This is a genomic window from Psychrobacter muriicola 2pS (assembly GCF_904846535.1).
In the GTDB taxonomy this organism is placed as follows: Bacteria; Pseudomonadota; Gammaproteobacteria; order Pseudomonadales; family Moraxellaceae; genus Psychrobacter; species Psychrobacter aquimaris.
The window spans coordinates 61,663-75,649 of record NZ_CAJHBC010000005.1 but is presented as its reverse complement, the minus strand read 5'-3'; the positions used below and the strand labels follow the sequence as shown (position 1 = coordinate 75,649).

Here is a 13,987-nt window from a genome sequence, read left to right as displayed (position 1 = left end):
ACAGAACTTGTAAGGAAGTTACGATAGCGCGCTTCACTCTATTAACCAATTTCATCTGTCAGTGTGGTATCTACTTTCTCTACCTCAATATCATTCTCAGAGCCTTCTCGGTAGCCTTCGACAAAAAACTTAAACTGTGTTTTCAGCCAGACTACATCTTGCTGCTTTGCTTTTTCTACCAATTCAAATAAGATATTTTCGATATCTTGCAAAGGAAAGCTGTGCTCCATTGCTTGCATAATCAATGGATGAAAAGTAGGTTCGATATTGTCTTCACCAATGATTAACTCCTCGTAGAGCTTTTCACCCGGTCTCAATCCAGTAAATATGATTTCGATGTCACCATTGGGATTGCTATCATCTTTTAGCTCACAACCCGTCAAACGAATCATACGTTTTGCCAGATCAACAATTTTGACGGGTGCGCCCATATCAAGCACAAACACTTCTCCACCGAATGCCATCGCTCCTGCCTGAATAACCAAACTGGCCGCTTCTGGAATCGTCATAAAATAGCGCGTGATGTCTGGATGAGTAATGGTGATCGGACCGCCTTTCTCAATCTGTTTGGTAAATAACGGCACCACAGAACCTGACGACCCTAGAACATTGCCAAAACGCACCATGCTAAAACAAGTCTGACTGTTACTTTGACTCAATCCTTGGCAGACCAACTCAGCCAAGCGTTTGGACGCTCCCATCACATTGGTAGGTCGCACGGCTTTGTCAGTAGAAATCAGCACAAAAGTCTCAACGCGAGCCTGTATCGCAGCACGGGCACAATGGTAAGTGCCTTTGGTATTATTGATGGTACCCTCAAAGGGATTGGACTCAACCATAGGCACATGCTTATAGGCTGCAGCGTGATAAATCGTTTTTATATGGTTTTTTTCGAATATATTGATTAATTTTTTTTCGTTCCTGACACTGCCAATAATGCTAATAATCTCAATATTTTGATAATCAGCATCCGCTTTTTTGAGGTTACCAAGTTCTTGATCTATAGTGTATAAAGCATACTCAGACTGTTCATATAGCACTAAGCATTTAGGCTTATTTTTGATAATTTGCCGACACAGCTCACTACCAATTGAGCCACCTGCCCCTGTAACTAGGACGTTTTTACCAGTAATGTTTTTTTGTAGCAACTCAGCCACAGGTTCGACCGTTTCTCGTTCGAGCACATCTAGTATGTCAACGGGTCTTATATGACTGACGGTTACTATCTCATCAGCGAGCTCTCGTAAGCTTGGCAAATCTTTTATCTTAACGGAGATACCTGACAGACTGTCCATAATCTGTTTTTTACGAGCACGGCTCATAGAGGGCATGGCCAAAATCACCTGTGCCACCTTGAGTTTTTCTATCAACCATGGAAGCGCGTGAGCCGCATATATTTGTTTGCCATGCAGATAAGCTCCGGTAAGCTGCTGATCATCATCGATATACGCCACCACATTGTACTGATAAGAATGTCTCAAACTTTCTAGCAACTCTCTACCAGCTTCTCCTGCACCATAAATAATCACGTTGTCACAACAGGCATTTGGACGACGGTTCTGACCTGTACCCTGTAGACGTTTCAGTAACGCGCGTATCATGAGCCTACTATTCCACAGCCAAATAAAAAATAGAAATAGAAATATAACTGGGGCTGAGCGCGGTATCATCGCTGATGGACTCAAATAAATGATCACTTGATAAACAATAATAAGTAAAAAGAACAGTTGCAGCACACGACCCATCACTGCATCAAAAAAACCTCGAGAGGCACTTCGATAAAAACCAATAAGATATAAGCTCGCAACCGGCACGAATGCATAAAAAGCCAATGCGGCAAGACTGATATGAGAGGCCACATACCCTTGTCGTAGCATCAATGCCAATAATAAGCAAAAGCTCGACATGGCAAAGTCTATACTAAATAAGAGGGTGCTTTTAGCAAGGCGTGGTAATGACAATAAATACAGAGCCATACGCTTCGACCATTGATTAAAACCACTGGACGACTGATAAGCATTGTTTGACTCTGTTTTTATAAACATAAGATCCACCCAATTAAGTTGGTCTGCTTATAGGCAACCACCACGCAAACTAGCGGTTATCTCCGTAGGCATAATGATAGTGATAGCTATATTTATCCATAAGACTCTGCTGTACATCATTGAGAATAATGCCATCTACTTGTACATTGGCTTTATTCATTTGCTTGATCGCATAAACCAGTTGCCCTTCTATTGAATGATTAAACTTCGTGACGATAAGCACTTTGTCTGCATGTTGCGCGAGTACCATAGCATCTGATGCCGCCAATATTGGGGGTGAGTCGATGACAATATAATCATATTGAGTTTTTAGCTCTGCCATTAAATGATCGAATTTCTCTCCTATCAGCAATGAGGTAGGATTGTGCGACTGCCGTCCACGCGGTATAAAGTCAATCATATCCATACCAGTAGAGTGGATAAAGCCTTCAATCCCTAAGCTAGAAACCTCACTGTCTGATTGAGTACCATCAATCGGAGAAAAGTTCTTTTGATCCTGCAATAAATAATCGGCAAGTCCATCATGTTGGCTCATGTTAAACATTTTATGCAACTCGCCTAAACGCATATCACCATCAATGACTAAGACTTTTTTATTGAGCTGGGCAAATACCTCTGCTAAATTGGCAGCGATAAACGACTTGCCGACACCTGGGCTCTCCCCAGTAATCAATATTACTTGCGCGGGCTGCCCGACCACTGTCCCCATTGGCATACCAAACATTAAATTGGTTCTTAAGCTTTTAATCGCTTCATAACTTAAACTACTGTGATCAACATGAGCGAGCATGCGAGGGGTGGTCTTCTTTTTATTCAACCTCGACAGTAAGGGTGAGCGTGGAATCGTTGCAATGACAGGGATGCCCGTGGTGGCCTCTAAATGCTCTGGATCTTTTACGACATTTCTAATAAGATTCTTCAATAGCACCAGCATTACCCCAAGCATCATGCCTATGAATGTAGTCAGCATCATGATTTGTAGTTTGTTTGGTGCAATGGCATTAAAGGTGCTGGTCGGTGAATCGATAATACGGGCATAGCCGATTTGACCGGCCTTGACGATTTTAAGTTGCTCATAGTTTTTGAGCAGCGTCAGATAGATTTCTCGATTGATGGCGGTATCTTCTGACAGCTTTAAAAACTCTCGCTGTATTTCAGGGAGACCTGCAATGGTATTGTCTATCTCTCTTATTCTATTATTCAGCACTTTGAGCTGTTCATTAATTTGAATGACCAGTGGATGTTCTTCGGTGTAATAAGTAGTTAGGTCTGCTTTTTTGAGTCTAAGCTCATTGAGCTGCTCATCAATGCGCGACTTCTCATTCAATAACAATTCAGCTTCTTTACCCACATCAATCGTGCCATATTTTTTACGAAAGTCATTAAACAGTGCTTCAGAAGTCTCTAATTTTTCTTTTAATAGAGGTATCTGCGTTTCCATAAAGGCAAGTGTTTTGGTCGTTTCTTCAGAGCCACGAGATTGGTTTTGATCGACGTAGGATTGGACAATCTGATTGAGTATAGTCGTGATTTGCTCTTGGTTGGGACCCGTCATCGACAGCTGAATAATCCCCGTTTTTTGACCTTGTTCTTCAACAGATAAAGCGCTGTTGATAGCGTCAGTCGCGGTCTTTATCGTCTGCTTAGTAATATTAATTGGGTAACCATCAGCGGGTAACTCTATGACAGTGATATTAATTTGACCGTTCAACCCTTTGAACTGATGCGGCTGACCAAGCTGACCTTTGAAGTCATCAAATCCATTGCTTAAAACAAATCCTGTAGCAGATTTTGTGAGCGTAAAAGGTTGGTTCAAGTACGCTGGTGATACATCAAATTGGCGGACTTTTACTACGCCATTTTCGGTATCAAGTGACACATCATCCGGTGTATTTAATTGAGTGTAAGTACGATTGCTTTTTATCCTATCAAGATGACCAATGTTGGGATCTGTTAGCTTAATGCGCAGGTGCAATAGCTCAACCACTGGCTCCAATATCATACGTGATCTTATCAGCTCTGCTTCTGTCTCCGCTTTGCTGACTTCTGCACCGACCAAATCTGAGATACTCGCGCCAAGCGCCTCTATTCCTTGAGTATTTTCTTCAATCTGTATCAGCGCATCTGATTTATAGGTGGGATTCACATAGCGGGTATACAAAAGCCCTAGTAAAAGCCCCAATATCGCCATGAGAGCGATAATTTTCCAACCACGCAACAATACTAAAATCAGCGCCATTAAATCGATGTCGTCATTGTTTTTTTCGCCCGTAGACGTTGATAGGTCTTTTGAATCCATATTATTCATAACCATATACTCATCGCTCAATGTTGATCGTTTAATAGCATTCGCTGAACTTCAACGCTCTAATTGATGTCGCGTCGCTAATCTTGTCAGTCCATTGTTCAAGACTATCGATAATATCTTGTCTACTTTTTTCAAATGCTGAGTCATCCTGCTGATAAGGGTCAGCAATATCTTTATCAAGCCAATGCCCAATTCGAAAGGTTTTTCCGCGACAATGCGGCCACTGACTTTCAATCCATTTGGTTTGGCTGGTTGTCATCGTCAAAATTAAATCTGACTGACTGACTAACACTTCATTAATTTGCTTGGCAATATGAGCACTGATATCTATATGATGAGTAGCTATCAATGCAACCGCTTTTGCATCAGCAGCCTGTCCTACGAGCGCTGACAAACCAGCGGATTCGATATGCTTTTCTGGATAATATGCCATTAATATGGCAGCAGCCATCGGGCTGCGGCATATATTGCCAACACAAACGACTAAGATATGATTAAACGCTCCCATAACTGACTCCTATATCCCTGAAATCACATTAATTGCTGACGTTGAAGGCAGTATGGCGCTAATAATACGATTCCAGCGCGCCAAGCCAGTGGGATCGACATAAAGAATGTCATTGGCTTGCATGTCAAAACGGCTGGCTAATGCCAAACTCGTGATGCTCTGCATATCGACATAATAAATATTGGTATACTGATACTTTGGGTTATCCCGAACGATATATACTTTGGCTGCGTTGGCTGTATTGGAATTCAATCCATTTGACTCACCTAATACATGCGCTAGGCTCAGCCCTTGCTCAGGAATAGCAACGGGCTCAATTTTGCCAAATTCACCCAATACATAGACCTTATTGCGGCTTTGACTATTAACATGAATAGCATCGCCGTCTTGTAAGTAGATTTGATTGGCAGACAGTCCCATTTGATTTAATGATTGGGTGCCAAGCTTGTAACTTTTGCCTTGACGATTTAGTACGATATGGTTTGAATCACCAGCTTCAGTCGTACCGCCCGCCATAGAGATCGCGCCATATACTGAGATAGGCACATCTGCGATAGCAAACTCACCAGACTGCTTAACCTCACCATCCACAAAAAACTTGCTACCACGGTAGTTGATGATTTTGACCTGAGGATCTGAATATTTGAGATAGCGTTGGAGCTTACTTTGCAAAGTAGCAGTGAACTGCGGCACACTGAGACCGCTGGCTTTGATTCTTCCTATTAATGGGAACTGTATGAACCCTTGCTGATCGACCGTCAGACTAGATGTTGAGGCATTAATATCTGGGTAATTGGTCAGGATAATATTGAGAATATCCCCTTTAGCAATGCCATAGCTGACGCGCCCAGATGTTTTTACTAAATAGGATAAATCTTGATTTAGGATGATGGCTTCTTTAGGTGGTAAGTTGGCTAAACTCAAAGGTTGAACATAAAACTGTAGACCATTTTCTGCAGTGAACACCCCTGATTCGGGTATTTTCCCAGACTGAAGTCCTGAATTTATCGTGCAACTGGTGAGTACCAATGTCAGCAATAAGCAAGACACGCTTGTTATTAAAGAGCGCTTTTGTACAGAAATGAAATATTTATAAACCATAACAGTTACTCATATTTATATTCGTGAATCAAATAGAAGTGCCTTGCTGCGTTCAATATATTCATAAAAAAGGATGTATTTATTGAATATACACCTAAACTATACATAACGCAATATTTATAAACATTGATGTAAGAACAATTTTTTATTTTATCAGTTTTACGTGAACCCCCTTTTATACAAGGCTTATAGCTCATATTAATAAAATTAAAAATACAAACATAATGAATCAGAAGATATATTAGAAGAGATAAGAAGTGCTTCTTAGTACTTATGGACTCAAAAATAAAAATTTGGCGTGGGTTTTACTGTTTAACTCATCTTAATTATATTTATAAAAATCACTGTTTTATTAACAGATAAATGTAAGTAATTATCAATAAATAAATACCTTTTTTAGAATGGCTAGATAAAATCTTATTTTAAAAACCTCGTTCAATTTACCAAACTTTTTTCTTATCGTTATATAACAATAACTTGATACAGTTTGTAGGAACTGGTTTACGTGCTAAAGTCATCAAAATAGCGTAGAATAGTCAATCCAATTTTTTTACATTGAGAAATGTAAACCCACCGACTCAAGGACATGATTATGAAAGATGAAAAATTACAGAAAGCCCTCGCCCGTATGGGTCTTGGCTCACGCCGTCAAATGGAAGAAGTCATCAAATCAGGGCGCGTTACTGTTAATAATGGCCCAGCGACCATTGGTGATCGCGTCGAACAAGGCGATGAGATTCGCGTTGACGGTCGTCAGATTAAATACACTGCCGAAAATGAAAAGCGTCGCCGCGTATTGGCTTACTACAAGCCTGAAGGCGAAGTTTGTTCAGCTAAAGATCCTGAAGGTCGTCCAACCGTTTTTGAGCGTTTGCCAAAACTGACTCATGATCGCTGGGTGATGGTCGGACGCTTGGACATCAATTCAACCGGACTGTTATTGTTTACCAATGATGGTGAGATGGCGCATCGCTTGATGCATCCGTCTGGCGAAGTCACGCGCGAATACGCAGTACGTGTATTGGGCGAAGTGACGCCTGACATCGCCCGTGCATTGACTACTGGTGTTATGCTAGAAGATGGTATGGCACAGTTTGAAGACATTAAAGAAGGCGGTGGTGAAGGCGTCAACAAGTGGTATCACGTCCAACTAAAAGAAGGCCGTAACCGTGAAGTACGTCGCTTGTTTGAATCACAAGGCCTAAAAGTTAGCCGTCTACTACGCACACGCTATGGTACGATTGCCCTACCAAAAGAGTTGCGTACTGGTCGCTTCTTGGAACTGGACAAAAAAGACATCAATACGTTGACAGATCTTGTGAGCTTACGTCCTCGTTATGGTACAGGTCTGCACGGTGCGGCTAAAGAAAAGCAAGAGCGTATCAAAAACAAACCGCTAAAAGCGCGTCGTACTACTGACAGTCGCAGCGATAACCGCAGTGGTAGCGACAATCGTAACAGTAGCGCGAAGCCTAAAAGCAGTGCTAGCCCTGCCAGTCGTGGTACGCGTAACACTCGTGATCGCAACGACAAGCGTTAATCGCCTGAGTGTAAAATGTAGTGTGACTTTGAATCTTTAATAGATTTAAAGTAGACCACAAAAAAGCTGCCAATGAGGAATAATCATTGGCAGCTTTTTTTATAGAATTTTATAAAAAGTTGTTGTAAACCTAACGACTTATATTTAGCTATCGTGGCTATTAATATAATTCTTCATTACTCGTAACGCCTGTAGCTGCTGACTTTCCATTTGTTCTAATAATCTATCTAGACGCTGCTCAATATTATTAAGTACCTGCTGTAATAACTGATTGGCTTCCGCTTTTTTTTCATTATTTGCATTGCCAACGCTTATATTAATATTCGCTAGATGATGATGACTGGAAAGCATTTCAGGTAGTCGAGTGTGCAACATTTTATTCAGTACAAACTGTTGCTCTGTTACTGCAGGCGTTTTGTGCTGAGCTTGTAGGGCTTTTTGATATGCTTGATAGCTAGTTACTTTTTCATCAATACGTTTTAATTGGCGCAGCTGTGGCTCTGACAAGTTTTTCAAATGCGCTTTATTCAATGCCAGCTGTTGCCAATTTATAGTAGATAATGACAACGGTGCATCATAATCTCGATAAGTGAGTACACCTGGCGAAATACCGACTGCTTTGTGCAGCGCATGCCAGCCTTTTTTACCTAAATAAAAGGTCGTGACGGTCGTTACAATGCCAATGCCTATTAAGATACTCATATACCCTTACTCTTCATCGTTTAATCAGACCACTTTGCATTTACAGTTTGATATCCTCAGCACTCACACTCTTACGAGTTGCACCAGTTGGATTTTCAAGCGCTTTAATTTCTATATCGGTATTAGCATTAGCACTACTAACATTGCTATCGAGCTTTTCAATATCTGCAGTAGCAGGATTATTAAAGCGTTTTTGTAGATAGCGGTTGGTCGCGAGCAGTTTTTGACCATCTTGGTGATAAGAGGCATTCAGTAAATCATCAAACTGAGTATTAATGGTACGCAATACATCTAGTAGCGCTTCTTTTCCAGTCATATTAGAGTGCTTAATTTTGGTCGTGTCAGCGCGCGCGCCATCCCCCACATCTAAGTCATGCAAGCGGCGATAGTCAGCCACAGCAAGTGGCACATGTCTGTCCATTAAATTTTGAATCATGATATAGGTTTCATTGACCGTATCTTTATCGTCTATCTTGCCATCATTATTGGTATCGCCATAAATGACCCGCAGCTTCTCCCCTTTTTCATTGATTTGGTCGAGTGCTGTTTTAACCTCAACGGGCAAGCTTTTTTCGGGGATATAACCCAATTGCGGCATCGCTTTGTACTCAAGCATTTTAGGCGCAGTCATTTTTTTGATACCACGATATCCCAGATATAACCCAGCGACTGGTAACACCCCATATAAAATAAACATGACAAACATCGCAGTAACTTGAGTCATTAGAGTATCCTAATTGTTGAATAAAATGGCTTAGCTAAATTGCTTGGTAAATTTCTTATTATTTTAAATAGCTTATTATTCTAAATAAGATAGATAGTTATCATTAAACAAAAAAATAAGGCTCTATTAAAGCCCTATATTGTTATGCATTGCGTCGCTCATGTTCAAGCCGTGTTAGGGCGTGTCCTCAATTCAGTCACAGCACTGACTTATGTTAATTTGATGATGATAATTAACAGCCATTAGCCATTAACTTTTTGTACGGCTTTTGACATAACGGTGCGTTGAAGCTAAACGATTCATCACCGTTTGATGCAGCTCATCTAACAACTCATCAAGCTCATAATCAATCTCTAAAAACAAATCAGTCAGCATGTCACCTGCCGTCATTTTTCCTTGCACCATATTGTTTTTGGTGCGGTGCGGACTAAAGCGCTGTAATTGCTCATAATGATGTAGCGCTTCTGGGATGCTCTCTGACACCAGCTTATCAATGACAAATTGGCGTTCATTATGTTGCTGTTGTTGCTGCTCATTGAGCTCACTGCTCCACTCACGATAGCGTTTTAACTTACCATTGATACGGTCTAGTATCGCAACCGCCTCAATGGGCATGGCATTTAGGGTGGCTTCATCGACCACATCAACAAGCTCAGTCATAATCGGGCAGCGTCCATGTTTGAGATACCACAAGGTATCGGGGTCAAAAGGCGGTCTATTGGTCGGGCGCATCTGAGCGCGATTGGACAGATAGCGATCAGTCAATGGCGTCGGCGTTCTGATATCACTCACTTGTGCTAAAGCATCACAAATACGACCTGCACGCTCAGGAGGCGTCAGCACAGAACGCTGATTGACAGTTTGATCGTTCTCATCATTGTTATCAGTCACCTTTATATCTTGACTGATAGCCGTTTCCTGAGCATTTTTGGCTGCGAGCGTTGGCAGGTCATTTTGAGCTTGCCCAAATGACTTTAGCATTCTTGTCAGACTTACCACCATGACCTACCTTGCCCCTCGTGCCGTGCACGCTTATTGCGCTCGTATTGCATAGATTTATCCAATAGCGTATCTTAACAGCTTTTTACCGCGCTGCCAGTAAGCAAAATGTCAACACCTCTCATCCGCCCCATGCTAAGCACACTATTATGAATGCGACCGACTACACCTCTGGATTTTTACTTGGGCTATCGCTCATCATCGCGATTGGCTCACAAAACGCCTTTGTACTCAAACAAGGGCTCAAACGTGAGCACATATTTTTTGTCTGCTTATTTTGCGCGGTCAGTGATGCACTTTTAATCTCTGCTGGCGTTGGCGGTTTTGGCGCAGTCACGGCGCAATACCCACAAGTGGTCAATATCGCAAAATTCGCTGGCGTCGTATTCTTGCTAGGCTATGGATTGCAAAGCTTATATGCCAGTGTACGTGTCACACATGCACTCACCGTCGAGGGACAGGTCGTCACCAGCTTAAAAAAAGCCCTGTTATTATGTTTTGGCTTTACATGGCTTAATCCACACGTCTACTTAGATACATTGGTACTCGTTGGTATGGTTTCAACGGGTGCTAGCAGTAAGCTGGCATTTGCAGTCGGTGCCATCAATGCCTCATTCTTTTTCTTTTTTGCATTGGGTTATGGGGCGCGATTACTCAAACCATTATTTGCCAAACCAAAAGCGTGGAATATACTCGATGCTTTGGTAGGGATACTCATGTTGTATTTGGCGTGGCACTTATATAGTAGTTAGTATTGCTTTGGTATTTTATATTCATGCACCAAAATCGTTCGTCAGTGGTTTTATAGCACCAAGTTAGAACTTATTATAAGGGTAGAATAAAGATTTTTTGAATATGGTGCGTAAATGAGCGCTTTTTTGGGATTGGTATAGAACTTGCCTTAATCAAAAAGCAGTTATGAAATTGTTGCTTTTAAAAAATTAAGGATATGATTTATGTTGAAAAGAACGGCTTTATCTCTACTTATTTTAAGCACGTTTACTTTATCGTTTGCCAATGCAGAAAACTTCCAAGTGCTAAAGGAAATAACAAATAAGCCCACGCAACTAAAAGAGGGCAAATACCAAGGTAACTATTATGTGCCTTCCACCCTACAAACCATCAGCTGGGGCTATTTACCTAATAGAGACGCCAAGCCTGTTTTGAGCGTACCATCTGGCAGTCGTGTTACCTTCGATACGGTTTCTCATGAGGGGTTACTCGAAGATCAAGGACGTGATGCAGAAAAATACTTTAAGTCAAAAGGCGTCAAAGCTGACTATGTTTTGGATGAAGCAAAAAAGATTACAGGATCCAGTTTAGAGCATGATTTTCATAAAGACGGACCACATATTGTGACAGGGCCGCTTGAAATACAAGGCGCCATGCCAGGTGACATTTTAAAAGTAGAAGTTATTAAAATTGAACCTCGTGTGCCCTATGGTGTTATCTCTAATCGCCATGGTAAAGGGACATTGGTTGGAGAGTTTCCAAAAAAATCACAGCAAAAAAATGCCTCTAAAGATCATCCCGAACGCTTTGGTAATGTCTCTGTTTTTACGCCTATAGAAAAAAATGCTAACGGTGACTATGAAGGTATTATCAAGACAGAATCTGGTAAGTCTATTCGCTTTCCACTCAATCCATTCATGGGCCTGATGGGAGTGGCGTCCAATACTTCAGAACTGGTGCATTCTGTCCCTCCTGCAATACACGGCGGTAATATGGACATCAATGATTTAGGCGATGGTTCAACGGTATATTATCCTGTGCAAGTTCCTGGCGCACTCTTCTATACAGGCGACAGTCATTTTGCTCAAGGAGATGGTGAAGTCGCACTCACCGCACTCGAAGCCTCAGCCCGTGCTACCTTTAAGTTTACATTACTAAAAGCTGGTAAAGATAAAATACCTGGTAAGACATTGTCACAACCACTGGGTGAAAATGCTGAATTTTGGATTACGCCGGGTTTAGATGAAGACTTGGATGAAGCCATGAAAAAATCGACTCGTGAAGCCATTGGTTTTTTAAATAGAGAGTATGGTATTGATGAAGCGTTGGCTTATGCTTATTTAAGTGCGGCGACCGACTTTGAGGTGTCACAAGTCGTCGATAAAACGAAAGGTATCCACGCAAAAATTCGTAAAGCGGATTTCAAAGAGTTTAGTGAAGAGTAAGTAAAACAAGCGTCTTTCATACGACAATAGCAAGCACTTAACGCAGGTAGATTACCTGGGGTCTAAGTGCTTGTTTTTACACTAAATCAGGAAACAAAGTGCGTAAGCCATTAACGATAATTTCGATAGAAACTGCCGCCAATAACATTCCCATAATTCGGCTCATAATATTTAGCCCAGTATCACCTAACAAACGACTGATACGACCTGCCGCCATCAATGCTAGGTAACAAAACAAACTGATAAATAAACCAGCAATCAATATGGCAGATACCTGCAAAATACCAGAGACTTGTGAAGAATAAATAATCACCGTCGAGATACCGCCCGGTCCAATCATCATTGGAATAGCGATCGGCACAACCGCTGCTGCCATGGTGGGCGGCGCGTCTTGCACATGGTCAACATCGAAGTTTTCTTGATCAGGCTTCACGGGATTACCGTCGCCATTCATCATGTTAAGAGCAATCAAAAACACCAATATACCGCCTGCCAGCTGAAATGAGCCGATAGAAATACCAAGTGCTTTTAGTAATGTCTCGCCTGCTACCGTAAAGAAACTAATAGTAATAAAAATCGTCAAGCAAGCAACACGCGCCACTTTGCGTCGATTATTCATCGAATAACCACGGGTCAAATCCAAAAATAACGTCAAAGCGCTAAAGGGATTAATCAGTACCATAAAGGCTAAGATTATCTTGATGATTTCAGTATTCACTGAGCGCTCGCTTGTCTATTAGTCAAATCGGGCAAAAAGATAAGGTCATCGTGCAAGTACAACGATGACCCAATAGTTGGTTGAAAATGTCATTGTATCATAGGCAGATAAGCTAATTAAATCATTAACTTTGCTTAACTTTCTGACAGCAGACTATCTATAAAAACAGATACTTAACATTGACCAGTCAACCGTCATTTGGCGGGTAGATAAGCTGATGAAGACTAACGGTTAAAAAAGGCATGTTGAACATTATGCACTGAAATCAAGACCGATATCTAATGCCGTGGTACTGTGCGTCAAATAACCCATAGCAATAAAATCTACACCCGTTTTTGCCGCTGCTTGCACCGTTTCAGGGGTAATACCGCCTGAAGCTTCTGTTCTCGCGCGACCTTTACACATCGCTACTGCCTGCGCTAGTATTTCAGGGGACATATTATCTAATAGCACCAAGCTCACACCAGCGTCTAATGCCTGCTCTAGTTGCGCTAAAGTATCGACTTCTACTTCGATGGGAATTAAATGCCCAGCGAAGTTTTGCGCTTGTCTAATCGCAGTCTTTATATCACCCGCGATGGCAATATGATTGTCTTTGATTAAAATAGCATCATCCAGTCCTAAACGATGGTTGCGCCCGCCGCCGCAGCGTACCGCGTACTTTTGTACAATGCGCAAGCCTGGAATGGTCTTACGTGTACAAGTAATTTGCGCAGGATACTCTGCCACACTATCTACAATTTTTCTCGTATCTGTCGCAATGCCACTCAAGTGAGTCATGAAATTGAGCGCGGTACGTTCTGCTGTCAGTAAATGGCGGGCATTACCACGAACACTAGCCAAAACTGTACCCGCGTCAACCCATTCACCATCAGCAACTTGAGCTATAAACTCAATCTGAGGATCAACCAGAGCAAACGATAAACGTGCCAAATCCATACCACATATCACGCCTGCTTGCCGCGCTTTAATTTCTAGCTTCGCTTGCATATCGGCTGGAATGGTGGCTTGTGATGTGACATCCCCGCGTCTGCCCAAATCCTCAGTTAGCGCAGCTTCAACCAAAGGTCTAAGCAATACGTCATCCAATGCTGGTTCTTTTTTAGCTGTCATCTCTAACCCTTATATAAACGTGACGTTGATATCCGCTTATGCAATTAAACTC

12 protein-coding genes are annotated in these 13,987 nt (G+C 41.7%); 3 read left to right on the top strand and 9 right to left on the bottom strand.

All coding sequences use genetic code 11. The features are described 5' to 3' along the window. Positions 1-41 precede the first annotated feature (41 nt). Genes JMX93_RS08940 through JMX93_RS08925 form a run of 4 tightly spaced genes read right to left on the bottom strand, consistent with a single transcriptional unit; the run spans position 42 to position 5,911 of the window. A complete protein-coding gene (locus JMX93_RS08940; RefSeq protein WP_499204485.1) occupies positions 42-2,045 on the bottom strand; it encodes a polysaccharide biosynthesis protein in 2,004 nt (667 codons plus the stop codon). A gap of 49 nt (positions 2,046-2,094) precedes the next feature. Next, positions 2,095-4,353, bottom strand: coding sequence for a polysaccharide biosynthesis tyrosine autokinase (locus JMX93_RS08935; RefSeq protein WP_499204484.1), 2,259 nt, complete (start codon positions 4,351-4,353; stop codon positions 2,095-2,097). Positions 4,354-4,384: 31 nt separating this feature from the next. Beyond that, positions 4,385-4,861 carry a low molecular weight protein-tyrosine-phosphatase gene (locus JMX93_RS08930; protein ID WP_499204483.1) on the bottom strand — a complete coding sequence of 159 codons (477 nt, stop codon included), beginning with the start codon at positions 4,859-4,861 and terminating at the stop codon, positions 4,385-4,387. A 9-nt stretch (positions 4,862-4,870) separates the two neighbouring features. Then, positions 4,871-5,911: a polysaccharide biosynthesis/export family protein gene (locus JMX93_RS08925; RefSeq protein WP_443556843.1), complete on the bottom strand. Its 1,041-nt coding sequence runs from the start codon at positions 5,909-5,911 to the stop codon at positions 4,871-4,873. A 643-nt stretch (positions 5,912-6,554) separates the two neighbouring features. Between JMX93_RS08925 and rluB the strand changes: the two genes are divergently transcribed. Continuing rightward, positions 6,555-7,502, top strand: a complete 948-nt coding sequence (gene rluB / locus JMX93_RS08920) for a 23S rRNA pseudouridine(2605) synthase RluB (RefSeq protein ID WP_443214980.1) — start codon at positions 6,555-6,557, stop codon at positions 7,500-7,502. Positions 7,503-7,646: 144 nt separating this feature from the next. Here the strand turns inward: rluB and JMX93_RS08915 are convergent, their stop codons facing one another. The 3 genes from JMX93_RS08915 to JMX93_RS08905 all read right to left on the bottom strand — a co-directional run bounded on the left by JMX93_RS08915 (position 7,647) and on the right by JMX93_RS08905 (position 9,909). Then, positions 7,647-8,204 (bottom strand): hypothetical protein, encoded by a 558-nt coding sequence (locus JMX93_RS08915; protein ID WP_499204482.1) that lies wholly within the window; start codon positions 8,202-8,204, stop codon positions 7,647-7,649. A 40-nt stretch (positions 8,205-8,244) separates the two neighbouring features. Continuing rightward, positions 8,245-8,928, bottom strand: coding sequence for a hypothetical protein (locus JMX93_RS08910; RefSeq protein WP_499204481.1), 684 nt, complete (start codon positions 8,926-8,928; stop codon positions 8,245-8,247). Between the two features lie 249 nt (positions 8,929-9,177). Continuing rightward, the gene (locus tag JMX93_RS08905) at positions 9,178-9,909 is read right to left on the bottom strand and encodes a hypothetical protein (RefSeq protein WP_198332965.1); all 732 of its coding nucleotides are present in this window, start codon (positions 9,907-9,909) and stop codon (positions 9,178-9,180) included. Positions 9,910-10,076: 167 nt separating this feature from the next. Between JMX93_RS08905 and JMX93_RS08900 the strand changes: the two genes are divergently transcribed. Both JMX93_RS08900 and JMX93_RS08895 read left to right on the top strand, forming a co-directional pair. Then, complete coding sequence (locus JMX93_RS08900) at positions 10,077-10,679, top strand: LysE/ArgO family amino acid transporter (protein WP_499204480.1); 603 nt, start codon at positions 10,077-10,079, stop codon at positions 10,677-10,679. Positions 10,680-10,883: 204 nt separating this feature from the next. Continuing rightward, a complete protein-coding gene (locus tag JMX93_RS08895) occupies positions 10,884-12,104 on the top strand; it encodes an acetamidase/formamidase family protein (RefSeq protein ID WP_198332966.1) in 1,221 nt (406 codons plus the stop codon). A gap of 76 nt (positions 12,105-12,180) precedes the next feature. On the opposite strand, the gene JMX93_RS08890 is transcribed toward JMX93_RS08895, so the two are convergent. Both JMX93_RS08890 and nadC read right to left on the bottom strand, forming a co-directional pair. Continuing rightward, the gene (locus tag JMX93_RS08890) at positions 12,181-12,822 is read right to left on the bottom strand and encodes a MarC family protein (protein ID WP_083475671.1); all 642 of its coding nucleotides are present in this window, start codon (positions 12,820-12,822) and stop codon (positions 12,181-12,183) included. A 252-nt stretch (positions 12,823-13,074) separates the two neighbouring features. Further along, the gene (nadC, locus tag JMX93_RS08885; RefSeq protein WP_499204479.1) at positions 13,075-13,935 is read right to left on the bottom strand and encodes a carboxylating nicotinate-nucleotide diphosphorylase; all 861 of its coding nucleotides are present in this window, start codon (positions 13,933-13,935) and stop codon (positions 13,075-13,077) included. Positions 13,936-13,987: the final 52 nt, after the last annotated feature.

What these genes read in the sequence shown, in the direction of transcription:
- JMX93_RS08940 (WP_499204485.1), bottom strand. Translation starts at nt 2,045, where the DNA reads ATGTTTATAAAAACAGAGTCAAACAATGCTTATCAGTCGTCCAGTGGT.
- JMX93_RS08935 (WP_499204484.1), bottom strand. Translation starts at nt 4,353, where the DNA reads ATGAATAATATGGATTCAAAAGACCTATCAACGTCTACGGGCGAAAAA.
- JMX93_RS08930 (WP_499204483.1), bottom strand. Translation starts at nt 4,861, where the DNA reads ATGGGAGCGTTTAATCATATCTTAGTCGTTTGTGTTGGCAATATATGC.
- rluB (WP_443214980.1), top strand. Translation starts at nt 6,555, where the DNA reads ATGAAAGATGAAAAATTACAGAAAGCCCTCGCCCGTATGGGTCTTGGC.
- JMX93_RS08915 (WP_499204482.1), bottom strand. Translation starts at nt 8,204, where the DNA reads ATGAGTATCTTAATAGGCATTGGCATTGTAACGACCGTCACGACCTTT.
- JMX93_RS08910 (WP_499204481.1), bottom strand. Translation starts at nt 8,928, where the DNA reads ATGACTCAAGTTACTGCGATGTTTGTCATGTTTATTTTATATGGGGTG.
- JMX93_RS08905 (WP_198332965.1), bottom strand. Translation starts at nt 9,909, where the DNA reads ATGCTAAAGTCATTTGGGCAAGCTCAAAATGACCTGCCAACGCTCGCA.
- JMX93_RS08900 (WP_499204480.1), top strand. Translation starts at nt 10,077, where the DNA reads ATGAATGCGACCGACTACACCTCTGGATTTTTACTTGGGCTATCGCTC.
- JMX93_RS08895 (WP_198332966.1), top strand. Translation starts at nt 10,884, where the DNA reads ATGTTGAAAAGAACGGCTTTATCTCTACTTATTTTAAGCACGTTTACT.
- nadC (WP_499204479.1), bottom strand. Translation starts at nt 13,935, where the DNA reads ATGACAGCTAAAAAAGAACCAGCATTGGATGACGTATTGCTTAGACCT.